We start from the raw sequence: 22,642 nt of genomic DNA, 5'->3' as shown, positions 1-22,642 counted from the left end.
GCGATTTTTCTCTAATTCATAGAAAAAAGACATCGAGAATATACTTCCCAATGCCCTTACAATTCTTATAATTTCACTCGCTGTAATCGTAGTGCATTCAATACTACCGATACCGAACTGAAAGCCATTGCCGCCCCTGCCACCCACGGAGCAAGTAGACCGATTGCAGCAATAGGAATACCTAATGTATTATAGGCAAATGCCCAAAATAGATTTTGTTTAATATTACGCATTGTTTTTCGACTCATTAGAATGGCATCTGCGATACTATTTAAGTCACCACGAATTAGCGTAATGTCTGCCGCTTCCATCGCAACGTCTGTTCCTGTACCGATTGCCATACCAATATTTGCGGTTGCCAGTGCAGGTGCATCATTAATACCGTCACCTACCATCGCTACTTTTTTCCCTTGAGCTTGAAGCTTTTTCACTTCATCTGCTTTGCCTTCAGGTAATACTTCAGCAATTACATGATTTACGCCTACCTCTGTTCCTATGGCTTGAGCAGTCCGTTCATTATCACCAGTCATCATAATGACCGTAATGCCCATATCCTGTAAACGATGAATAGCCTCTTTTGATGTATCTTTCACTGTATCAGCGACCGCTACTAAGCCTGCATATCGACCATTAATGGCAGCAAGCATCGCTGTTTTGCCGTTGCGTTCTAGTTGCTCCATGGTTGGTAATATATCATCAATATAAATTCCATATTGTTGCATTAATTTACGTGTACCAATGACAATACCTTGACCTGAGACAGTTGCCTGCACACCATAACCAGGTATTGCTTCGAAGAATTGAACTTCACCTAAAGCGATACCACGATCTTCTATACCGTGTACAATGGCTTCTGCTAGAGGGTGCTCTGATTGTTTCTCAGCTGCCCCAATTAAAGATAAAAAGCGTACTTCATCCTGCTCTGATGCTAATAAAACATCTGTAAGCTCAGGTTTACCATGTGTCACTGTACCAGTTTTATCTACAACTACTGTATCAATACTTTGTGTTTGTTCTAAATGTTCTCCACCTTTAAATAAAATACCAAATTCAGCTGCACGTCCTGAGCCTGCCATTATTGACGTTGGCGTTGCTAATCCAAGAGCACATGGACAAGCAATGACAAGTACTGCAATTAAAACCTCTAAAGCAGGTGTAAATTCACCAGGTCGAACCCATATAATCCAAATTAAAAATGTGACAATTGCAATGCCAACAACGATTGGTACAAAAATTCCTGAAATTCGATCTGCCAAACGTTGAATCGGTGCTTTTGATCCTTGAGCATCTTCTACCACTTTTATGATTTGCGCTAATGCTGTATCACGACCAACCTTTGTCGCTATCATTTTAATAAAACCATTTTTATTAATCGTAGAACCAAATAATGGATCGCCTTGTTTTTTATCAACTGGTAGACTTTCCCCTGTTAACATTGATTCGTCAACGGCTGTTATTCCCTCAATTACCTCGCCATCAACTGGAATCTTTTCCCCTGGTTTCACTAACATTACATCGCCAATGATCACTTCTTCTAAAGGAATCTCTTTTTCTACACCATCACGTACAACAATAGCGGTTTTGGCTTGAAGTCCCATTAGTTTTTTTATGGCTTCAGATGAGCGTCCTTTTGCTTTTGCTTCAAATAATTTACCTAATAAAATTAATGTAATTAAAACTGCACTCGTTTCAAAATAAAGATGTGGACCATGATGTGATCCTATCGTCACAATTGCTTGATAGACACTATAGAAATAAGCTGCTGATGTCCCCATGACCACAAGTACATCCATATTTGCACTGCCATTGCGTAATGCTTTATAGGCACCTACATAAAATTGCTTACCGATAATAAATTGCACAGGAGTAGCCAATAGCATTTGGACCCATGGATTCATAAGGAATTCTGGCACATATAAAAATGACGTAAAGGAAAAATGGCCGACCATCGTCCAAAGCAATGGTAAAGAAAGAATAGCCGAAAAAATAAATTTCCGTTGTTGCTGTTTAATGGCTTTTTCACGGTAATCCACTGTTTCCTGCTCATCTGCCTTTTGATGAGCACCATAGCCTAACTTCTCTACCTTTGCAATGATATCTGCCATGGACACTTCTGATGGATTAAACTCAATCACCGCTTTTTCCAGTGCTAGGTTAACATTGGCAGAAGAAATACCACTTAGCTTATTTAACCCTTTTTCAATGCGAGTCGCACAAGCTGCACATGTCATACCCGTAATATCAAGCTCAGTCTTTTGTTTAACAACACCATAACCTAGTGCTTCTATTTTCTTTTCAAAATCTTCTTCAGTTAGCTTTTTTGAGTCATACTTAATAGATGATTTTTCTAGCGCTAAATTAACCGTCGCTTGTTCTACCCCATCCATTTTATTTAAGCCTTTTTCTATACGAGTGGCACAGGCTGCACATGTCATGCCTGTAATTTGCAAATTCGCTTCTTTTATATCAGAACTCATTTACCTTTCACCTCTCCTTATACCAACAGGGGGTATATAATTTTGAAAATAAGAGAGTGCTACAGGAGCACTCTGCAACTACTATTTTACATCATAGCCTTGATCATCAATTGTCTCTTTAATTTGATCAATGGATACCTGTGCATCATCAAATGCAACATCAACTAAACCATCTGCTAAATTAACTTTTACTTGTTCAACACCAGCTAAAGCACCAACATTTTTTTCAACTGCACTTACACAATGACCACATGACATTCCTTGTACATTTAACGTTACGTTTTGCATAATAAAATCTCTCCTTTTAATATGGTTTATATTTATTTTTTCATTAACTTTTGAATCGTTACTACTAACTCATCTAAAACCGCTTCATCGCCCTCTGATAAACGATCTACAACACAACCCTTTAAGTGACCTTCTAATAATATTTTTGCCACACTATTCAATGCTGACTGTGTAGCAGATAGTTGCGTAATAATATCATCACAGTAAACGTCTTTATCAATCATTCCTTTAATGCCGCGAATTTGGCCTTCAATACGATTTAAGCGCGTTGTTAAATCCTTTTTCACACGCTCAGGGTGATGACTTTTTCGACAAGACGTAGCTCCCTCTGTATGACAAACATCATCTTTTACTGTGTCTTCCATTCTACCCCTCCTATCTCAACTTCATAATACTATACCCAAGAAGGGTATGCAAGCGATAAAAATTTTTTTATTCATGATGATGCTCATGATCATTTTTTAATTGGCATAAAATTGTATTTTCATGTTGATGTGATGCCGTTTCTAATTGAATGGTTACATGCTTAATACCCTTATGCTCAAGATTATGTTCAATTTTTCGTAGAATATGCTCACCATCAGCTATTTTTAACTGTTCATTGACAACCGCATGACAGGACAATGCATTCGTTCCACTAGTAATTGTCCAGATGTGTAGATCATGGATACTTTTTATTCCATCCGTCTGTTCTATTAGTTGAATAATTTCCTGAACATCTACATTTGAAGGTGTTCCTTCCATTAAGACATGGATTGAAGCCTTTGTGACATAGTAGCCACTTCTTACTACTAATAAAGCAACAATTACGCTCGCAAGTGGATCTGCCCAGCCCCAGCCAAAAAACATAATTAATAAAGCCGCAACAATTGCCCCTACAGACCCTAGCATATCGCTAAGTACATGTAAAAAAGCGCCACGCATATTTAAATTATCTTTTGTGTCACTGCCACGCAGCATAATCCATGCCACTAAAATATTAATGAACAAACCAATCGTACTAATAATAAGCATTCCTGAAGTAGCTACTTCAGGCGGATTGGCAAAGCGTTTAAACGCTTCATAGAAAATAAATAATGCTATCCCTATTAATGTAATACCATTTAATACAGCAGCTAAAATTTCAAATCGTTTATAACCATACGTTTTACTATAGCTAGCCGCCTTTTCTCCAAACATAAAGGCTAACATCGCAATACCTAAAGAGATAGAGTCACTTAACATATGACCTGCGTCTGATAAAAGAGCTAAGCTATTCGTTAAAAAACCACCAATTGCCTCTACTATCATATAGCCTGTAATAATAATAAACGACAGTAATAACACCTTTTTATTTGCACCATGTGTATGATCATGACCGTGATCGTGTTGATGTCCCATTTATATTCCTCCATTTCATTTAATTATGTGTCGCATGCTCAATAGCTTGCTTCAATAAATTCATAATGTGATCGTCATCCTTAGAATAATACAAGGTTGTTCCCTCTCTTCGAAATTTCACTAAGCGTAAATTTTTTAAAAAACGTAATTGATGAGAAACAGTCGATTGGCCTAAATCTAAAATTTCAGCAATGTCGTTGACTGAATGTTCATCTGTACATAGTAAGTTTAAAATGCGAATTCGAGTCGGATCACTCAATGCCTTAAAGGTTTGAGATACTACAAATAATGTCTCTTCATCTAAATGCTGAATTGCAATTTTTTGTGTTTTTGAACTTTTTAATGTTTCATCCATAAAAGTTTACCCCATTCTTAAATATTTATATATGAGCATGTGTTCATGTATAAATATATAGGGTTATTTTAGGAATGTCAATAATCAACTATACCGAAGCCTAGTTGCATTCAGATTTAGCTTTGTGCTTACACAAAGCGTTCCTTTCTGATTCCTTGACACCCGCTGAAAGAAAGTTAAAAGTAGCAATTACCAATTAAGCAGGATAAACTACTTTATAAGGAGAGATTTTTAGTGGATATTTTTGAAACAGATCGTCAATTTATGAAACAAGCATTAGAAGAAGCCAAAAAAGCAGCTATACTTGGGGAAGTGCCTATAGGTGCTGTACTTGTTTATAATGGGGAAATTATTGCAAAAGCTCATAATTTACGAGAAACAACACAAAATGCAACAACACATGCTGAGCTAATGGTTATTCAAGAGGCTTGTAAAAAAATCGGCAGCTGGCGTCTCGAAAAAACAACACTCTATGTTACGCTTGAACCTTGCCCAATGTGCGCAGGTGCAATTTTGCAATCTCGTGTACCACGTGTTGTCTATGGTGCAAGAGATATCAAAGCAGGCTGTGTAGATTCACTCTATCGTTTATTAAACGATGCACGCTTTAACCATGAATGTGAAGTATCTGAAGGAATCTTGGCAGATGAATGTGGACAAATCTTAACCCATTTTTTTAAAGCTTTACGAGAGCGTAAAAAAGCTGAGAAAAAAGCACGTATAGCTTCGAAAAATGAGACTATCAATTAAAGAAGGTGCCTCCTAATGAGACACCTTCTTTTTTATCCTCAGAGTAATAGCAATATATATGAACTGTGTCGTAGCAGCAACAGCATCTTCATAGGTAATGAACATTAAGGTTAAATAGTTAATCGTCTGAAAACACATTCACCTTCGATATAACTTTGCTTGTAAAGATACATCTGGTGGTCAATGAGTAACGTTCCACCATTAGCTTCCTGTAACTGTCCTTTTCTTTCTTCATTTACTTAGTATAGCATCCACTTTCATTATGAAGAACTTGTGCTATAAAATCTTTCTCTGTTCTAGTTTCCCCTGTTAATAAAATCGGAGCATTTTTCTTTGCGCTCAGACTGGCCTTTTCAAGTTGAGACTTCATTTCAGTGTTTATCGTAATGAAATCCTCTAGACGATAGGCCGTATGATTATCTCGAGATAGATTATGTCCCAGGAAATTATTTAAGCATTTTAATTGCTTACTTTCATAAAAATGCTCTGAGAATTCAATTGCCTCCATAGCTTTCCATTGCTCCATAATGGGATAAGTTTAGCGATAAATAACTAAAACCATCTAATGTTGTAAGCTGTTGCCCATAGGTTAAAACGGGTTTCCCTGGTTGCATAACTTCAAAAACGGTACTTGTTTCAGGTGTTAAGCCAATTTCTAATAATATATTTAAATTTGCTAGATCATAAAAAATTGCAAAACCTTTCATGAGAGATTTCAATTTTGGAAAAGCAAAAAAGCCATTTTAGATTCTCCCCTAAAGGATGGTCTAAAATAGCTTTTATTTGTTTTTTATTTTGGTGCGATTACGTCTTTACCACCCATATAAGGTCTTAAAACTTCAGGAATCACTACGCTTCCATCAGCTTGTTGATAGTTTTCCAGGATAGCCGCAACTGTACGACCAATGGCAAGACCTGAACCATTTAATGTGTGAACATACTCTGGTTTTGCATTTGGCTCACGACGGAAGCGGATATTTGCACGTCGTGCTTGGAAATCCTCAAAGTTAGAACAAGAAGAAATTTCACGGTACATGTTTTGTGCTGGAATCCACACTTCTAAATCATATTTCTTTGCTGCAGTAAAGCCTAAATCGGCTGTACACATTTTTAGTTTACGATATGGTAATCCTAATAATTGCAGTACTTTTTCAGCATGACATGTTAATAGCTCTAATTGTTCGTATGATTCCTCTGGTTTTACAAAACGAACTAGTTCTACTTTATTGAATTGGTGTTGACGGATTAAACCACGTGTATCACGTCCTGCAGAACCTGCCTCTGAGCGGAAGCATGCACTGTACGCAGCAAAGCCTTGTGGTAAAGCCTCAACTGGTAATATTTCATCACGATAGAAGTTCGTTACTGGAACCTCTGCTGTTGGAATCATGAAATAATCCGTTTCTTCTAATTTGAATACATCTTCCTCGAATTTTGGAAGCTGTCCAGTACCTGTTAAGCTATCACGATTTACAATGACAGGTGGTAGCATTTCCTCATAGCCATGCTCTTCTGCATGTAAATCCATCATGAACGTCATTAATGCACGTTCTAAACGAGCTCCAAGACCACGGTAGAATAAGAAACGGCTACCTGTTACTTTTGCTCCACGTTCAAAATCCACAATTTTCAAATCTGTCGCTAGATCCCAGTGTGCTTTAATATCAAAATCAAATGCTGGAATTTCGCCCCAAGTATATTCCTCAACATTGTCGTCCTCTGTTGTACCTACTGGGACAGATTCATGAGGAATGTTTGGTAAACGCATCATCATATCTTTAAAGCGCTCTTCTACATCATTTAATTGATTGTCTAATTCTTTAATTTCATCGCCTACCTGACGCATACGAGCAATGACTTCATCTGCGTTTTCCTTATTGCGCTTCATAAGTGAAATTTGTTCAGATACTTTATTACGTTCTGCTTTTAATTCTTCCGTTTTAGCAATTAATTCACGACGCTTTGCATCTAAGCCTTCAAAGTCATCTAAGTTACCTAAATCTTCATTACGTGTTAATAGCATTTCTTTAATTTCCGCGAAATTATCGCGTACACGTTTAATATCTAACATATTCATACCTCCAATAGTTTCTTTAATGATGGGAAATTGTTGCATCAAAATAAACACAAAAAAGCCCTCATCCCTGGAAAGGGACGAGAGCTACCCGCGTTGCCACCCTAATTGACTAGGCGTATGCCTAATCCACTTATTTTATAACGGCATTTCAGCCGGCTACAGTCTACTTCAATCACTTCGACTGTGCAACTCCAGGACGGATTCACAAGTGCTTTTATCAGCTTCCACCAACCGCTGACTCTCTAAAAAAAACGTGCTTGCTACTACTTCCCATCATCGTGTTCAATTATTTAAATTTTAACCATACTGTACTATATGAAAACAAATTTTGCAAGTCATACCATAGAGGAGACAAAATATTCAAGAATTCGCTTATCTGCTGTTAATTCAGGATGAAACGAACAACCTAATAAATGACCATCTTGCGCCAAAATTATTTTTCCGTCATGCTGAGCGAGAACATCAACATCTTTACCTACCGCTTCAATATGAGGTGCACGAATAAAAACTGCTGGAATACGTGCACCTATTTTAGGAATATCCAGTTGAACTTCGAAGCTATCTATCTGACGTCCAAATGAATTTCTTGCTACCGTCACATCCATAACTGCTAAATGCGGTTCGTCATCCACTAATTGATTGGCTAATAAAATTAATCCTGCACATGTGCCAAATACCGGTAAACCTTGCTGTGCAAGTTCACGGATTGGCTCTAGTAGGTCAAAACGGTCCAGCAATTTTCGCATTGTCGTACTTTCCCCACCAGGTAGTACAAGTCCATCGAGATTCACTAAATCCTTCTTCTGTTTTACTAAAATCGCTTCACAATCAAGCCCTTCTAACATTTGGACATGCTCACGGACTGCTCCTTGTAATGCTAAAACACCAATTCGTTTCATTTTACCAGCCTCGCTCTTGCATACGCTCGTTTTGCCCAAGCTGTGCAACATCAATACCCTTCATTGGTACACCGAGCTCTTTAGATATTTCAGCAATTAGCTTATAGTCTTTATAGTGGGTAGTCGCCTCCACAATAGCACGTGCAAATTTTTCTGGATTTTCGGATTTGAAAATACCAGAGCCCACGAAAACGCCATCAGCTCCAAGCTCCATCATTAATGCAGCATCGGCTGGCGTAGCAACACCACCTGCCGCAAAATTTACTACTGGTAAACGACCAAGACGTTTAATTTCTCTTAATAATTCGAAAGGAGCCCCCAGTAATTTTGCCTCCGTCATTAATTCATCTTCTGTCATACCCACTACTTTACGTACCTGAGCATTTACTTTGCGAATATGTCGAACTGCCTCCACTATATTCCCTGTTCCTGGTTCACCTTTTGTTCGTAGCATTGACGCGCCTTCTCCGATACGACGGGCTGCTTCACCTAAATCACGACAGCCGCACACAAACGGTACTGTGTAATCACTTTTTAATAAATGGTATTCTTCATCTGCTGGTGTTAAAACTTCACTTTCATCAATATAATCAACCCCCATTGCCTCTAAAACGCGTGCTTCAACGATATGTCCTATACGTGCCTTTGCCATAACAGGAATGGTTACAGCCGCCATTACTTCCTCCACAATACGAGGATCAGCCATACGTGCAACGCCACCTGCCTTACGAATATCTGAAGGTACCCTTTCTAATGCCATAACGGCTACAGCGCCTGCTGCTTCTGCTATTTTTGCTTGCTCTGCATTAATGACGTCCATAATAACGCCGCCCTTTTGCATTTCTGCCATTCCACGTTTTACTAACTCTGTACCTGTTTGTTTCATTTTCTAACCTCCACCTTTATGATGAAGTTTAGTATAATAGAAATTGACCATATAAAAATATCCAGTTTTTAAAATAATCATAAGGTCAGGAGGTTATACAACATGGATATGCTTTTATTTCAGCTTGAAAGAGATAGTGATAAACCGCTTTATGATCAGCTTTATAACGGTATTAAGGATGCTATTATTTCCAAGAAAATAATGGTAGGAGAAAAATTACCGTCAAAAAGAAAATTATCCGATTTTTTAAATATCTCTCAAACAACAATTGAAATTGCTTATGCACAGCTATTAGCTGAAGGTTATATTATGTCTAAATCACGGATTGGCTACTTTGTTGAAGAAATAGATGAACTACCCTACATTCAGCAAGACAATGTAACCTCCGTCAATGAGCATCCTAAGAAAAAAACATATAAAATTGATTTTAATCCTGGTTCTATTGATATCGATGCCTTTCCGTTTCAAACATGGAGAAAGTATGCGAAAGAGCTTTTTGACGATACCTCAAAAGAATTATTATTAACAGGTGAACCTCAAGGTGAACTTTCTTTACGTACTGAGATTGCAAATTATCTATATCAATCACGCGGTGTTGTCTGTCATCCAGAGCAAATCGTAATTGGCTCTGGTACTGAACAGCTTCTGCCTATGATCCTACGTCTTTTTAACGACGATACCTGCTTTGCCTTAGAAAACCCAGGGTACCCAGCCGTGCATCGTATGTTTTCGCAGCATAAACGAAAAGTCTATCCGATTGCAGTGGATGAAGAGGGAATTATTATTCATGAGCTTGAAAAAACGAGCGCTAATGTCGTTTATATTACACCCTCACACCAATTTCCTACCGGTGCGGTATTATCTGCCACTAGACGGGCACAAGCTTTAAACTGGGCTGCTCAGAGCTCCTCACGTTATATTATTGAAGATGATTATGACTCGGAATTTCGTTATGCTGGAAAACCCATTCCTGCACTACATGCCTTAGATCGAAATGATACAGTGATTTACATGAGTACTTTTACAAAGTCATTAATGCCATCCTTGCGAGTAGCTTATTTTGTACTTCCACCTAAACTACTTGCCACATATAACGATGTCTTTAATTATTATTCGTCTACTGTACCTCGCTTCGATCAGCATATCGTGGCAAATTTTATGCGAGACGGGCATTTTGCAAAGCACCTTAATCGAATGCGTAAAGTTTATCGAAAAAAACATGATAAGCTAACCTCCTTTTTAGAAAAATATTCTTCAGCGATTAAAATAACTGGTGAACAAGCTGGAATGCATATTTTATTAGAAGTACAGCACATTTTATCAGAAAAACAATTACAGCAACTTGCTTCTCAAGCGGAGATTGGTATTTATCCGTTATCTGCTTATAGACTAGACCATTATGAATCTTCACATGCTCAATTTTTACTTGGCTTTGGTGGAATACCTGTTCAAACAATTGAACAATCCATTGAACAGCTGATGGATTGTTGGGAAATAGAAAAAAATGACCCGTCTACTAGTTAGTAGATAGGTCATTTTCTTTTACGTTTCAATCAATTGAATCTGATAGTGTTCAAACCATGTATGAATTTGCCCTAAATATGCTAAAAGCTGAGGCCCTGCCATTAATTGCCCATACCATGGAATTTTAAAAGAGCTACCTCCCGATTCAATTAACTCTGCAAGCTTTTGTCGTTCAAATAGTTCATGTAAAATTGAATTTTTATCGTGAAGGATTTCTCTCAACCATTTTTGAACACCTGCTGTATAAACAGGGTGGTACGTTTTAGGATAAGGATTCTTTTTACGATACAACACTTCATCAGGTAATAAGTGTGCCATCGATTTTCGAAGTAATCCTTTTTCTATTCCATCCAAATTCTTCATTTCCCACGGAATATTCCAAGCATATTCCACAAGCCTATGATCTGCAAAAGGAACACGCACCTCTAAACTTGCCCCCATGCTCATACGATCTTTTCTTTCTAACAATGTTTGCATGAACCAGAGCATATTTAAATAAAACATTTCTCGATGTCTTGCTTCTGCCAGACTTTCTCCATCTAACAACGGTACTTCAGCCATTGTTTGTGTGTAGAGTTGATGTGCATAGGACTCAATTTTTAATTTTTTATCCCACTTCTCTTGAAGTAATCCACCTCTTTCAGACAATGAACGAATCCAAGGAAAACCTGAAGTTTTTTCTTGAAACCATGGGTATCCACCAAAAATTTCATCTGCACACTCTCCTGATAATGCTACAGTAAAATCTTTTTTTATTTCTCGACAAAACCATAATAACGATGAGTCGACATCTGCCATTCCAGGAGAATCCCGGACGATCACTGACTCTACTAATAAATCAATTAACTGCTGTTGCGTGATTTCCTCTGCATGATGTGTTGTCTGGAAAGTATCCGTCATTTTTTGAATCCAATACGTATCCGTTGATGTTTGGAAAGCATGTGGATTAAAGAAACGTTCATTATCTTCGTAATCGATAGAAAATGTATGCAATTTATGATTTTGTTGTTGAAATCTATTTGCTGCAATGCCGGTAATGATACTTGAATCAAGTCCACCTGAAAGAAATGTACAAATAGGTACATCTGAAATAAGCTGACGTTCAATCGCATCCGTCAATAAAAAACGAACATGCTCAGTAGTTTCCTCTAATGTTTCTTCATGCCTTTGGCTTTGTAGCTGCCAATATGGCCACTTTTTCAAGCCTTCTCTGGAAAACCGCATAGCATATCCCGGTCTTAATTCCTCGATATTTTGAAAAAGTGTCTTGCCTGGTGCTCTAGAGGGCCCTACAGCCATCATACTTGCCAATCCTTCCACATTTACACTTGCTTGAACCATGGGATGTGCCAACAAGGCCTTCACTTCAGATGCAAAAAGCACACCGCCTTGTTGCTCTGTATAATACAAAGGTTTTACACCTAATCGATCTCGGCATAAAAATAGTGATTGTGTTTGCTCATCCCAAACACCGAAGGCAAAAATGCCATTTAAAAAATCTACACATTTTTCTTTCCATTCAATATAGGCAGTTAATAACACTTCCGTATCTGAATGTGTTGTAAAGCTATGTCCTCTTTTTAGAAGTTCTTTACGTAACTCTTCCGTATTATAAAGTTCGCCATTGTATGTAATGACATAGTTTACACCATCATGTATTTTTTTCATTGGCTGTTTGCCGCCAATTAAATCGATAACTGCCAATCGTCGATGGCCAAATGCAATATGCTCACTACACCAAATATTTTCATCATCCGGCCCTCTTTTATTTAATGTTTGTGTCATCGATTTTAAAATTGTGTCACTTGTTCTTAAATCCCTTTGAAAACTAGCCCATCCTGTAATTCCACACATTTAGCCACATCCTTTCGCCTATTAGCTTATGCAGGACTATGCTAAAATGTGAAAAAGCACATGAATGCTTTATAACATTCATGTGCTCATTAACTATAGATTAAAATAGTCCCCCAACAAAGTCTGTAATGCCTCCCCATAAATTGCCGAAGAAGTTACCTATACCTTGGAAGAACAATGAAATACCGCTAGCACGCTCTACAGCCTCTGTTGTGACAACATCGGATGAAATATCCTTGCCATCGATAAAGCCGTAATCAGTGCCTTCTGTGCGCTCAATAACGACCTTTCCTACAACAGTGTCTTTCTTAACATCTGCCTCTAAACTCTTTTTATCTAAAACCAATGTAGGTTTATATAAATCTTTATCAGAAGACTTAATCATAAATGAAATTGGTTCTTTTACTGCAATCGCTACTTTGTCTTCTTTACCTTTTGTCACTTTTACCGTTTTTTGATCTTTGAATGTATAGTTCGCTGGTAAAATTTCTTGTTTAGAGAATTGTGAAAAACCATAATTAAATAATTTTGCTGTGGCATCAAAGCGAGCTGCATATGATCCTTGTCCATTTGCATCAACAGCTTTCATAACCACTGCAATCAAACGAGTACCATTGCGCTCTGCAGTACCTGTGAAGCAGTGACCTGCAAAGTTTGTTGTACCTGTTTTTAATCCATCTACCCCTTGATATTCATACACTAATCCAGGTAACATAAAGTTCCAGTTAGACATTTCAATGGCATCATCTGTGCCTTCACGGAACGTTTTCTTTGTAATTTGAGATGTTTCTAAAACCTTCGGGTGGTCTTTTAATAGATGATACGCCAATTTAGCTACAGATTTAGCAGGCATCACATTTTCGTCTTCTGGACCTGTACCTGATGGATGCATACCAAATAAATCAGCGTTATTAAGACCCGTAGAATTGACAAATTTATAGCCCTCTAAGCCAAGTTCCTCTGCTTTTTTATTCATTAACTTTAAAAATTCAGTCTCAGAACCCGCAATCGTTTCGGCAATAGCTACGGTTGCCGCATTTGCCGAATAAATGGCCATGGCTTCGTATAACTCACGAATCGTGTAAGAGCCATCTCTACGTAAAGGTACATTACTTAATGCACGATTTTGAGACATACGATACGTATAATCTGTTACTTGATATTCCTGTTCCCACTTAACTGTCCCTGCATCAATCGCGTCCAGTAACAGGTATTCAGTCATCATTTTCGTCATACTTGCAATACCTAGTGAAGTATCTGCGTTTTGTTCATATAAAATTTTCCCTGAATCTGCGTCAATTAAAATCGCAGCATCCACTGTTAATCCCAAATCTGTTTCCGCATTTGCCTTTGCAGGAATACCCGCAAAAATACTAAATAATAAAACAGGGATTAGGAGTAAACGTAATACGGTGTTCATTTTCTTTTTCACCTTTAAAGCCCTCCAAAAAAATAATCTTGTCCTCGACATTTTATCATAGATAACAACAACCGTGTTGACTCTCTACCATAAAAAAATGCTCTCGCGCCATCTTTGTAGACGATGCGAAAGCATAAAAGTTGCAAGTAATTTATTACATGGAATAGTTTGGTGATTCTTTTGTAATCTGTACATCATGTGGATGTGATTCACGTAGACCAGCACCTGTCATTCTAACAAATTGTGCATTATCTCGTAGGTGCTCAAGATGTGGTGCTCCACAATAACCCATACCAGCGCGAATACCACCAATCAGTTGGTAAATTGTATCAGCTAATGGTCCCTTATATGGAAGGCGACCCTCAATACCCTCAGGTACTAATTTTTTCGCATCCTCTTGGAAGTAACGATCTTTAGAACCTTTTTCCATTGCTCCGATAGAACCCATACCACGGTAAACTTTGAAACGACGTCCTTGGAAGATTTCTGTTTCTCCAGGAGATTCAGATGTACCTGCAAGAAGTGAACCAAGCATTACAACATTACCTCCAGCTGCTAGAGCTTTTACGATATCACCAGAGTATTTAATACCACCATCAGCAATAATTGTTTTACCAAGCTCACGAGCTACTGTAGCACAATCATATACTGCTGTAATTTGTGGTACACCCACACCAGCTACAACACGTGTAGTACAAATAGAACCTGGACCAATACCTACTTTAACAACATCTGCACCAGCTTCAAATAATGCACGTGCACCTTCTCCTGTTGCTACGTTACCAGCAATGATCTCTAACTCTGGGTAGGTTTCTCGGATTGAACGGATTGTTTGTAAAACGCCTTCTGAATGCCCATGGGCTGTATCGATTACTACAATGTCAACTTGTGCTTCTACAAGTTTCTCAATACGCACCATTGTATCTTTTGATACACCGACTGCTGCTCCTACTAGTAAACGACCATGTGTATCTTTAGCAGCATTTGGGAACTCAATTACTTTCTCGATATCTTTAATTGTAATAAGACCAGTTAATCTACCTTCTTCATCTACAATTGGAAGTTTTTCGATTTTATATTGTTGAAGAATTTTTTCAGCATCCTCTAAAGTCGTTCCTACAGGTGCTGTAATCAAATCTTCTTTTGTCATTACATCTTCAATTTTTAAAGAGTAATCAGAGATAAAACGTAAATCACGGTTTGTAATAATCCCTACTAGCTTTTGATTTTCCATACTATCAACAATAGGTACACCAGAGATTCGGTATTTACCCATTAGATGCTCAGCATCGAAAACTTGATGTGTCGGAGTTAAGAAGAATGGGTTTGTAATAACACCATTTTCAGAACGTTTTACTTTTTCTACTTGTTCAGCTTGCTCATCGATCCCCATGTTTTTATGAATAATACCGATACCGCCTTGACGTGCCATAGCAATCGCCATTTTAGACTCTGTAACTGTATCCATACCTGCACTGACCATTGGAATGTTTAATTTAATCTTTGGTGTTAATTGAACAGATAGATCAACATCTTTCGGTAATACTTCGGAATGAGCTGGTACTAATAATACATCATCAAAAGTTAAACCTTCTTTGGCAAATTTAGTCTCCCACATTTTCGTAACTTCCTCCTATAGTTAAAAGAATATTAATTGTAAGATTAACAACGTGGACTGCTACTGTCAAGAAACTTATAAAAGAAAGACAATTCAGATTTTTAATGATAGCAAATTTTAATTAAAAATCCAAATAAATAGCTACAGTAAAAATATAGAATGAGTTAGATATATTTAATTTTTTCATAATATTTCTTAGAAAGTAATTGTTTTTTGTAGAAAATCCTTTAAATTATTAAAGAATTTCATTAGGAAATAAAAAAACAGCCAGCACACAGCTGACTGTTTTTTTTGCCTAGCGATGTCCTACTCTCACAGGGGGAAGCCCCCAACTACCATCGGCGCTAAAGAGCTTAACTTCCGTGTTCGGTATGGGAACGGGTGTGACCTCTTTGCCATCATCACTAGACTATGGTCGACCTTCAATACACGGCGTATTACTGCGTCAGCTGCTCTCGTTCAATCAGTCACGTACAGAAGTACGCTCCTTCAATCACTCGTTTGCTTCCTTGTTCTACTTGTGTCTTGAAGCTCTTTTTTTATTGAAAGTTTTGTTCTTTCAAAACTGGATAAACGGTTCATTGAATGTTTCAAACGTTTTGGTTAAGTCCTCGATCGATTAGTATTCGTCAGCTCCATGTGTCACCACACTTCCACCTCGAACCTATCTACCTCATCGTCTTTGAGGGATCTTACTTACTTGCGTAATGGGAAATCTCATCTTGAGGGGGGCTTCATGCTTAGATGCTTTCAGCACTTATCCCGTCCACACATAGCTACCCAGCGATGCCTTTGGCAAGACAACTGGTACACCAGCGGTGTGTCCATCCCGGTCCTCTCGTACTAAGGACAGCTCCTCTCAAATTTCCTACGCCCACGACGGATAGGGACCGAACTGTCTCACGACGTTCTGAACCCAGCTCGCGTACCGCTTTAATGGGCGAACAGCCCAACCCTTGGGACCGACTACAGCCCCAGGATGCGATGAGCCGACATCGAGGTGCCAAACCTCCCCGTCGATGTGGACTCTTGGGGGAGATAAGCCTGTTATCCCCGGGGTAGCTTTTATCCGTTGAGCGATGGCCCTTCCATGCGGAACCACCGGATCACTAAGCCCGTCTTTCGACCCTGCTCGACTTGTAGGTCTCGCAGTCAAGCTCCCTTGTGCCTTTACACTCTACGAATGATTTCCAACCATTCTGAGGGAACCTTTGGGCGCCTCCGTTACCTTTTAGGAGGCGACCGCCCCAGTCAAACTGTCCGCCTGACACTGTCTCCTGCCCCGCTAAGGGGCATGGGTTAGAATTTCAATACAACCAGGGTAGTATCCCACCGACGCCTCCTTCGAAGCTGGCGCTCCGAGATCTCTGGCTCCTACCTATCCTGTACAAGTTGTACCAAAATTCAATATCAGGCTACAGTAAAGCTCCACGGGGTCTTTCCGTCCTGTCGCGGGTAACCTGCATCTTCACAGGTACTATAATTTCACCGAGTCTCTCGTTGAGACAGTGCCCAGATCGTTACGCCTTTCGTGCGGGTCGGAACTTACCCGACAAGGAATTTCGCTACCTTAGGACCGTTATAGTTACGGCCGCCGTTTACTGGGGCTTCAATTCGCAGCTTCGCTTGCGCTAACCACTCCTCTTAACCTTCCAGCACCGGGCAGGCGTCAGCCCCTATACGTCACCTTACGGTTTTGCAGAGACCTGTGTTTTTGCTAAACAGTCGCCTGGGCCTATTCACTGCGGCTCTCATGCGCTTGCACGCTCAAGAGCACCCCTTCTCCCGAAGTTACGGGGTCATTTTGCCGAGTTCCTTAACGAGAGTTCTCTCGCACACCTTAGGATTCTCTCCTCGACTACCTGTGTCGGTTTGCGGTACGGGCACCTCTCACCTCGATAGAGGCTTTTCTTGGCAGTGTGAAATCAGGAACTTCGTCCATACGGACTCGCCATCACAGCTCAACGTTACAGTGTGCGGATTTGCCTACACACACGCCTTACTGCTTGGACGCGCATAACCAACAGCGCGCTTACCCTATCCTACTGCGTCCCCCCATTTCTCAAACGGTGAGGAGGTGGTACAGGAATATCAACCTGTTGTCCATCGCCTACGCCTATCGGCCTCGGCTTAGGTCCCGACTAACCCTGAGCGGACGAGCCTTCCTCAGGAAACCTTAGTCATACGGTGGACGGGATTCTCACCCGTCTTTCGCTACTCATACCGGCATTCTCACTTCTAAGCGCTCCACCAGTCCTTCCGGTCTGACTTCAACGCACTTAGAACGCTCTCCTACCACTGACATCGTAGATGTCAATCCACAGCTTCGGTGAATCGTTTAGCCCCGATACATTTTCGGCGCAGCGTCACTCGACCAGTGAGCTATTACGCACTCTTTAAATGATGGCTGCTTCTAAGCCAACATCCTGGTTGTCTGTGCAACGCCACATCCTTTTCCACTTAACGATTACTTTGGGACCTTAGCTGGTGGTCTGGGCTGTTTCCCTTTTGACTACGGATCTTATCACTCGCAGTCTGACTCCCGTGTATAAATATCTGGCATTCGGAGTTTGTCTGAATTCGGTAAACCGGGATGGCCCCCTAGTCCAAACAGTGCTCTACCTCCAGTATTCTCATCACGAGGCTAGCCCTAAAGCTATTTCGGAGAGAACCAGCTATCTCCAAGTTCGATTGGAATTTCTCCGCTACCCACACCTCATCCCCGCACTTTTCAACGTGCGTGGGTTCGGGCCTCCAGTAAGTGTTACCTTACCTTCACCCTGGACATGGGTAGATCACCTGGTTTCGGGTCTACGACCACGTACTATTTCGCCCTATTCAGACTCGCTTTCGCTGCGGCTCCGCCTTCTAAAGCTTAACCTCGCACGTAATCGTAACTCGCCGGTTCATTCTACAAAAGGCACGCTATCACCCATTAACGGGCTCTAACTACTTGTAGGCACACGGTTTCAGGATCTCTTTCACTCCCCTTCCGGGGTGCTTTTCACCTTTCCCTCACGGTACTGGTTCACTATCGGTCACTAGGTAGTATTTAGCCTTGGGAGATGGTCCTCCCGGATTCCGACGGAATTTCACGTGTTCCGCCGTACTCAGGATCCACTCAGGAGAGAACGAACTTTCGACTACAGGGCTTTTACCTGCTCTGGCGGACCTTTCCAAGTCGCTTCATCTAACTCGCTCTTTTGTAACTCCGTATTGAGTGTCCTACAACCCCAAGAGGCAAGCCTCTTGGTTTGGGCTCTTCCCGTTTCGCTCGCCGCTACTCAGGGAATCGATTTTTCTTTCTCTTCCTCCAGGTACTTAGATGTTTCAGTTCCCTGGGTCTGCCTTCAAGACGCTATGTATTCACGTCAAGATACTACGCGATTAAACGTAGTGGGTTCCCCCATTCGGAAATCTCCGGATCAAAGCTCACTTACAGCTCCCCGAAGCATATCGGTGTTAGTGCCGTCCTTCTTCGGCTCCTAGTGCCAAGGCATTCGCCGTGCGCCCTTAATAACTTAACCTAACGGCTTTCAATACACATCACATTTCGTTGTCAGCTTCACTCGTTCAATCAGTCACGTACTCAAGTACGCTCCTTCATTCACTCGATTGCTTCCTAGAACTGCTCGTGTCTTGAAACCTTCTAATGTTATTAAGCCTATAAAAAAACTTAAAAAATAAATGTGTTTGTTACAATTTCAATGTCGTTTTATCCAGTTTTCAAAGAACAAAGATTGGTGGAGCCTAGCGGGATCGAACCGCTGACCTCCTGCGTGCAAGGCAGGCGCTCTCCCAGCTGAGCTAAGGCCCCAAGAGGTATATATGGTGGGCCTAAATGGACTCGAACCATCGACCTCACGCTTATCAGGCGTGCGCTCTAACCAGCTGAGCTATAGGCCCTCTTGGAAGTTTTATATTATTTAATAAACCTTCAAAACTGAACGCAAAACGTAATCTTACAAACCCTAGGTTTGTATTCCGAAATAATCCTTAGAAAGGAGGTGATCCAGCCGCACCTTCCGATACGGCTACCTTGTTACGACTTCACCCCAATCATCTATCCCACCTTCGGCGGCTGGCTCCAAAAGGTTACCTCACCGACTTCGGGTGTTACAAACTCTCGTGGTGTGACGGGCGGTGTGTACAAGGCCCGGGAACGTATTCACCGCGGCATGCTGATCCGCGATTACTAGCGATTCCGGCTTCATGTAGGCGAGTTGCAGCCTACAATCCGAACTGAGAACGACTTTATCGGATTAGCTCCCTCTCGCGAGTTGGCAACCGTTTGTATCGTCCATTGTAGCACGTGTGTAGCCCAGGTCATAAGGGGCATGATGATTTGACGTCATCCCCACCTTCCTCCGGTTTGTCACCGGCAGTCACCTTAGAGTGCCCAACTAAATGATGGCAACTAAGATCAAGGGTTGCGCTCGTTGCGGGACTTAACCCAACATCTCACGACACGAGCTGACGACAACCATGCACCACCTGTCACCGTTGCCCCCGAAGGGGAAACTATATCTCTACAGTGGTCAACGGGATGTCAAGACCTGGTAAGGTTCTTCGCGTTGCTTCGAATTAAACCACATGCTCCACCGCTTGTGCGGGCCCCCGTCAATTCCTTTGAGTTTCAGTCTTGCGACCGTACTCCCCAGGCGGAGTGCTTAATGCGTTAGCTGCAGCACTAAGGGGCGGAAACCCCCTAACACTTAGCACTCATCGTTTACGGCGTGGACTACCAGGGTATCTAATCCTGTTTGCTCCCCACGCTTTCGCGCCTCAGTGTCAGTTACAGACCAGATAGTCGCCTTCGCCACTGGTGTTCCTCCAAATCTCTACGCATTTCACCGCTACACTTGGAATTCCACTATCCTCTTCTGCACTCAAGTCTCCCAGTTTCCAATGACCCTCCACGGTTGAGCCGTGGGCTTTCACATCAGACTTAAGAAACCACCTGCGCGCGCTTTACGCCCAATAATTCCGGACAACGCTTGCCACCTACGTATTACCGCGGCTGCTGGCACGTAGTTAGCCGTGGCTTTCTAATAAGGTACCGTCAAGGTACAGCCAGTTACTACTGTACTTGTTCTTCCCTTACAACAGAGTTTTACGAACCGAAATCCTTCTTCACTCACGCGGCGTTGCTCCATCAGGCTTTCGCCCATTGTGGAAGATTCCCTACTGCTGCCTCCCGTAGGAGTCTGGGCCGTGTCTCAGTCCCAGTGTGGCCGATCACCCTCTCAGGTCGGCTACGCATCGTCGCCTTGGTGAGCCGTTACCTCACCAACTAGCTAATGCGCCGCGGGCCCATCCTATAGCGACAGCCGAAACCGTCTTTCAGTGTTTCACCATGAGGTGAAACAGATTATTCGGTATTAGCCCCGGTTTCCCGGAGTTATCCCAAACTATAAGGTAGGTTGCCCACGTGTTACTCACCCGTCCGCCGCTAACGTCGAAGGAGCAAGCTCCTTCTCTGTTCGCTCGACTTGCATGTATTAGGCACGCCGCCAGCGTTCGTCCTGAGCCAGGATCAAACTCTCCATAAAAGAAATTTGAATAGCTCAAATTGTTTTGCTGGCATCATTTTGATGTCCAAAATTTTGTTTTGTTCACTAACCAAGGTTAGTTACTAAAAACTTTATTGATTACGTTTTGCTTGTTCAGTTTTCAAGGTTCATTTTATGTTTTCTCTTTGTTAAGAGCTAACTTTTATATAATAACATGTTTAATATTTAATGTCAACAGTTATTTTATTTTTATATTTTAGTAGTTGCTTATCTCAACAGCAACTTTTATATAATAACACCTCATTTATTATTGGTCAATAGTTTTATATAAATAATTTTAAACGAACTAAAATTTCAACCTTGGCCAATTCCGTAAAAATTGAATTGTACGATTTCTTCCTATTTCTAAAAGAGTTTCTTTTGTCTCCTCATTTAAATCAAATTGAGTTGCACTATAATCTTCTACAGGAATAAAGATAATATCTCTTTCATGTCGCCTTGATATATACCTCTCATCATGTGCGTCTTTCATAGTTGAAAATAATGCTTCAAATAAGTTTAGGCCATTTTTAATTTCTTGCGGACATTGTTCTTCTCTCCTTCTGCTTAGCTTCAAACCCAAAATTGGTCGTACTTTTCGACCTTCTTTATCATCAAATATCCATAATGGGAAATTACTTAAAACCCCACCATCCACGATTACTGATTCTCCTTTGCCAGTTTTTAAGGTAACTGGTTCAAAGAAAAATGGTATACCACAACTCATACGTAGTGCACAAGCAACTGAAAAGTTCTTCGCATCAATCTGATATTTGTGTAGATCATCTGGTAAAACAATCATTCTACCATTGGTCAAATCTGAAGCTACTAATTTTAGTGAATCTTTAGGCAAATCTCCAAAAGTATATACACCTTTTGCAGCTAATTTTTGAAAAAACCATTTTTCTAATGCCTTTCCTTTATAAAGACCTAAATGATTATAAACATTTATCCATTTCATAAAAGGGAAAGGTAATATTGTTCTTCTAGGATCCAGTAATGAAGGTACATCCAATTCTTCTAGCATAGCTTCGATCTCTTTACCGCTATATCCTGCAGCAATAAACGCAGCTAAAATTGCACCTGCACTTGTACCAGCTACACGTTTAAAACGAAAATGTTCAGCTTCTAGTACTTGATATGCCCCAACCAGGGCAAATCCCTTCAAACCACCACCAGAAAAAACGCCATCAATCCACAAAATTTCCTCTCCTTTTTGATGTAATCTTTACAGTATAAGAGAGGGTAATGATGATTAGAACTAAAATTTATACTTTATTGTCGAAACCTAAAACATGGTTAACAACTTTTGTTTATGATCGAATTGGATTTTTTCTAATATACGGAATAAAAGGGGTTTCACAAAAGGAAGGTAATTAGTACATACTGACCTATTAATTAAGAGAGACGTTTTTTCTATGGCTATTAAGAGTAAGTTACCCATTTGAAGTAAAATGAGGGCAAATGAAATGAAGTTGCTTGTATACCAGTAAAACAAGTACTAGAGGAACTGAATATAAAACACACACAGTTAAAATGCTATTGAAACATTCGTAGAGGAG

At 40.4% G+C, this 22,642-nt stretch carries 16 protein-coding genes, 2 tRNA genes, 3 rRNA genes and 1 other annotated feature; of the genes, 2 read left to right on the top strand and 19 right to left on the bottom strand.

What is annotated here, in order from left to right:
* Nucleotides 1–65: 65 nt before the first annotated feature.
* The 5 genes from NST76_RS00170 to NST76_RS00150 form a co-directional block, all read right to left on the bottom strand.
* Entirely contained in the window at nt 66–2,477 is a 2,412-nt protein-coding gene (locus tag NST76_RS00170; protein WP_101966290.1) for a heavy metal translocating P-type ATPase, read from the bottom strand.
* Between the two features lie 81 nt (nt 2,478–2,558).
* Nucleotides 2,559–2,765, bottom strand: a complete 207-nt coding sequence (gene copZ / locus NST76_RS00165; RefSeq protein WP_058843215.1) for a copper chaperone CopZ — start codon at nt 2,763–2,765, stop codon at nt 2,559–2,561.
* A gap of 32 nt (nt 2,766–2,797) precedes the next feature.
* Nucleotides 2,798–3,130: a metal-sensitive transcriptional regulator gene (locus NST76_RS00160; RefSeq protein ID WP_036122075.1), complete on the bottom strand. Its 333-nt coding sequence runs from the start codon at nt 3,128–3,130 to the stop codon at nt 2,798–2,800.
* 67 nt (nt 3,131–3,197) lie between these two features.
* On the bottom strand, nt 3,198–4,145 hold the full coding sequence (locus tag NST76_RS00155) for a cation diffusion facilitator family transporter (RefSeq protein ID WP_342544487.1): 948 nt from the start codon (nt 4,143–4,145) through the stop codon (nt 3,198–3,200).
* A gap of 19 nt (nt 4,146–4,164) precedes the next feature.
* A complete protein-coding gene (locus NST76_RS00150) occupies nt 4,165–4,500 on the bottom strand; it encodes a metalloregulator ArsR/SmtB family transcription factor (RefSeq protein ID WP_089934908.1) in 336 nt (111 codons plus the stop codon).
* Nucleotides 4,501–4,734: 234 nt separating this feature from the next.
* Here NST76_RS00150 and tadA point away from each other — a divergent pair, with 234 nt between their 5' ends.
* Nucleotides 4,735–5,250 carry a tRNA adenosine(34) deaminase TadA gene (gene tadA / locus NST76_RS00145; RefSeq protein ID WP_342544486.1) on the top strand — a complete coding sequence of 172 codons (516 nt, stop codon included), beginning with the start codon at nt 4,735–4,737 and terminating at the stop codon, nt 5,248–5,250.
* 235 nt (nt 5,251–5,485) lie between these two features.
* On the opposite strand, the gene NST76_RS00140 is transcribed toward tadA, so the two are convergent.
* From NST76_RS00140 to pdxS, 5 genes are all read right to left on the bottom strand, one after another.
* Nucleotides 5,486–5,758, bottom strand: coding sequence for a sigma 54-interacting transcriptional regulator (locus NST76_RS00140; protein ID WP_342544485.1), 273 nt, complete (start codon nt 5,756–5,758; stop codon nt 5,486–5,488).
* Entirely contained in the window at nt 5,745–5,957 is a 213-nt protein-coding gene (locus tag NST76_RS00135; protein ID WP_342544484.1) for a hypothetical protein, read from the bottom strand. The genes NST76_RS00140 and NST76_RS00135 overlap by 14 nt, the downstream gene beginning before the upstream one ends.
* Before the next feature lie 83 nt (nt 5,958–6,040).
* Nucleotides 6,041–7,321, bottom strand: coding sequence for a serine--tRNA ligase (gene serS / locus NST76_RS00130; RefSeq protein WP_342544483.1), 1,281 nt, complete (start codon nt 7,319–7,321; stop codon nt 6,041–6,043).
* Between the two features lie 76 nt (nt 7,322–7,397).
* Nucleotides 7,398–7,613 (bottom strand) — a binding site (T-box leader).
* A gap of 49 nt (nt 7,614–7,662) precedes the next feature.
* Nucleotides 7,663–8,226, bottom strand: coding sequence for a pyridoxal 5'-phosphate synthase glutaminase subunit PdxT (gene pdxT, locus NST76_RS00125; protein ID WP_036122068.1), 564 nt, complete (start codon nt 8,224–8,226; stop codon nt 7,663–7,665).
* A 1-nt stretch (nt 8,227) separates the two neighbouring features.
* On the bottom strand, nt 8,228–9,112 hold the full coding sequence (gene pdxS / locus NST76_RS00120) for a pyridoxal 5'-phosphate synthase lyase subunit PdxS (RefSeq protein WP_342544482.1): 885 nt from the start codon (nt 9,110–9,112) through the stop codon (nt 8,228–8,230).
* A gap of 102 nt (nt 9,113–9,214) precedes the next feature.
* On the opposite strand from pdxS, the gene NST76_RS00115 reads away from it, so the two are divergent.
* The gene (locus tag NST76_RS00115; RefSeq protein ID WP_342544481.1) at nt 9,215–10,636 is read left to right on the top strand and encodes a PLP-dependent aminotransferase family protein; all 1,422 of its coding nucleotides are present in this window, start codon (nt 9,215–9,217) and stop codon (nt 10,634–10,636) included.
* A gap of 18 nt (nt 10,637–10,654) precedes the next feature.
* Here NST76_RS00115 and asnB read toward each other — a convergent pair whose 3' ends face one another.
* The 9 genes from asnB to NST76_RS00070 form a co-directional block, all read right to left on the bottom strand.
* Nucleotides 10,655–12,490: an asparagine synthase (glutamine-hydrolyzing) gene (gene asnB / locus NST76_RS00110; protein WP_342544480.1), complete on the bottom strand. Its 1,836-nt coding sequence runs from the start codon at nt 12,488–12,490 to the stop codon at nt 10,655–10,657.
* Nucleotides 12,491–12,590: 100 nt separating this feature from the next.
* Nucleotides 12,591–13,922: a D-alanyl-D-alanine carboxypeptidase family protein gene (locus tag NST76_RS00105; RefSeq protein WP_080717062.1), complete on the bottom strand. Its 1,332-nt coding sequence runs from the start codon at nt 13,920–13,922 to the stop codon at nt 12,591–12,593.
* A 142-nt stretch (nt 13,923–14,064) separates the two neighbouring features.
* On the bottom strand, nt 14,065–15,528 hold the full coding sequence (guaB, locus tag NST76_RS00100; protein WP_036122042.1) for an IMP dehydrogenase: 1,464 nt from the start codon (nt 15,526–15,528) through the stop codon (nt 14,065–14,067).
* A 293-nt stretch (nt 15,529–15,821) separates the two neighbouring features.
* Nucleotides 15,822–15,937, bottom strand: a 5S ribosomal RNA gene (gene rrf / locus NST76_RS00095).
* Between the two features lie 190 nt (nt 15,938–16,127).
* Nucleotides 16,128–19,055 (bottom strand): 23S ribosomal RNA (locus NST76_RS00090).
* A gap of 214 nt (nt 19,056–19,269) precedes the next feature.
* Nucleotides 19,270–19,345 (bottom strand) — tRNA-Ala (locus NST76_RS00085).
* Between the two features lie 12 nt (nt 19,346–19,357).
* Nucleotides 19,358–19,434 (bottom strand) — tRNA-Ile (locus NST76_RS00080).
* A gap of 94 nt (nt 19,435–19,528) precedes the next feature.
* Nucleotides 19,529–21,080, bottom strand: a 16S ribosomal RNA gene (locus NST76_RS00075).
* Together the 16S, 23S and 5S rRNA genes with 2 tRNA genes alongside form the textbook arrangement of a ribosomal RNA operon.
* A 307-nt stretch (nt 21,081–21,387) precedes the next feature.
* Entirely contained in the window at nt 21,388–22,281 is an 894-nt protein-coding gene (locus tag NST76_RS00070; protein ID WP_036124545.1) for a patatin-like phospholipase family protein, read from the bottom strand.
* Nucleotides 22,282–22,642 lie beyond the last annotated feature (361 nt).

Source organism: Lysinibacillus sp. FSL W7-1291, from assembly GCF_038593415.1.
GTDB classification, from domain to species: domain Bacteria; phylum Bacillota; class Bacilli; order Bacillales_A; family Planococcaceae; genus Lysinibacillus; species Lysinibacillus fusiformis_D.
The sequence above is the reverse complement of the archived record's forward strand: the minus strand, read 5'-3'. Positions and strand labels throughout refer to the sequence as shown.

Bases quoted from the DNA above. Each gene is read 5' to 3' on its own strand.
- NST76_RS00155 (WP_342544487.1), bottom strand. From the start codon at position 4,145: ATGGGACATCAACACGATCACGGTCATGATCATACACATGGTGCAAAT.
- guaB (WP_036122042.1), bottom strand. From the start codon at position 15,528: ATGTGGGAGACTAAATTTGCCAAAGAAGGTTTAACTTTTGATGATGTA.
- NST76_RS00135 (WP_342544484.1), bottom strand. From the start codon at position 5,957: ATGAAAGGTTTTGCAATTTTTTATGATCTAGCAAATTTAAATATATTA.
- NST76_RS00170 (WP_101966290.1), bottom strand. From the start codon at position 2,477: ATGAGTTCTGATATAAAAGAAGCGAATTTGCAAATTACAGGCATGACA.
- serS (WP_342544483.1), bottom strand. From the start codon at position 7,321: ATGTTAGATATTAAACGTGTACGCGATAATTTCGCGGAAATTAAAGAA.
- NST76_RS00150 (WP_089934908.1), bottom strand. From the start codon at position 4,500: ATGGATGAAACATTAAAAAGTTCAAAAACACAAAAAATTGCAATTCAG.
- pdxT (WP_036122068.1), bottom strand. From the start codon at position 8,226: ATGAAACGAATTGGTGTTTTAGCATTACAAGGAGCAGTCCGTGAGCAT.
- copZ (WP_058843215.1), bottom strand. From the start codon at position 2,765: ATGCAAAACGTAACGTTAAATGTACAAGGAATGTCATGTGGTCATTGT.
- asnB (WP_342544480.1), bottom strand. From the start codon at position 12,490: ATGTGTGGAATTACAGGATGGGCTAGTTTTCAAAGGGATTTAAGAACA.
- pdxS (WP_342544482.1), bottom strand. From the start codon at position 9,112: ATGAAACAAACAGGTACAGAGTTAGTAAAACGTGGAATGGCAGAAATG.
- NST76_RS00140 (WP_342544485.1), bottom strand. From the start codon at position 5,758: ATGGAGGCAATTGAATTCTCAGAGCATTTTTATGAAAGTAAGCAATTA.
- NST76_RS00160 (WP_036122075.1), bottom strand. From the start codon at position 3,130: ATGGAAGACACAGTAAAAGATGATGTTTGTCATACAGAGGGAGCTACG.
- NST76_RS00115 (WP_342544481.1), top strand. From the start codon at position 9,215: ATGGATATGCTTTTATTTCAGCTTGAAAGAGATAGTGATAAACCGCTT.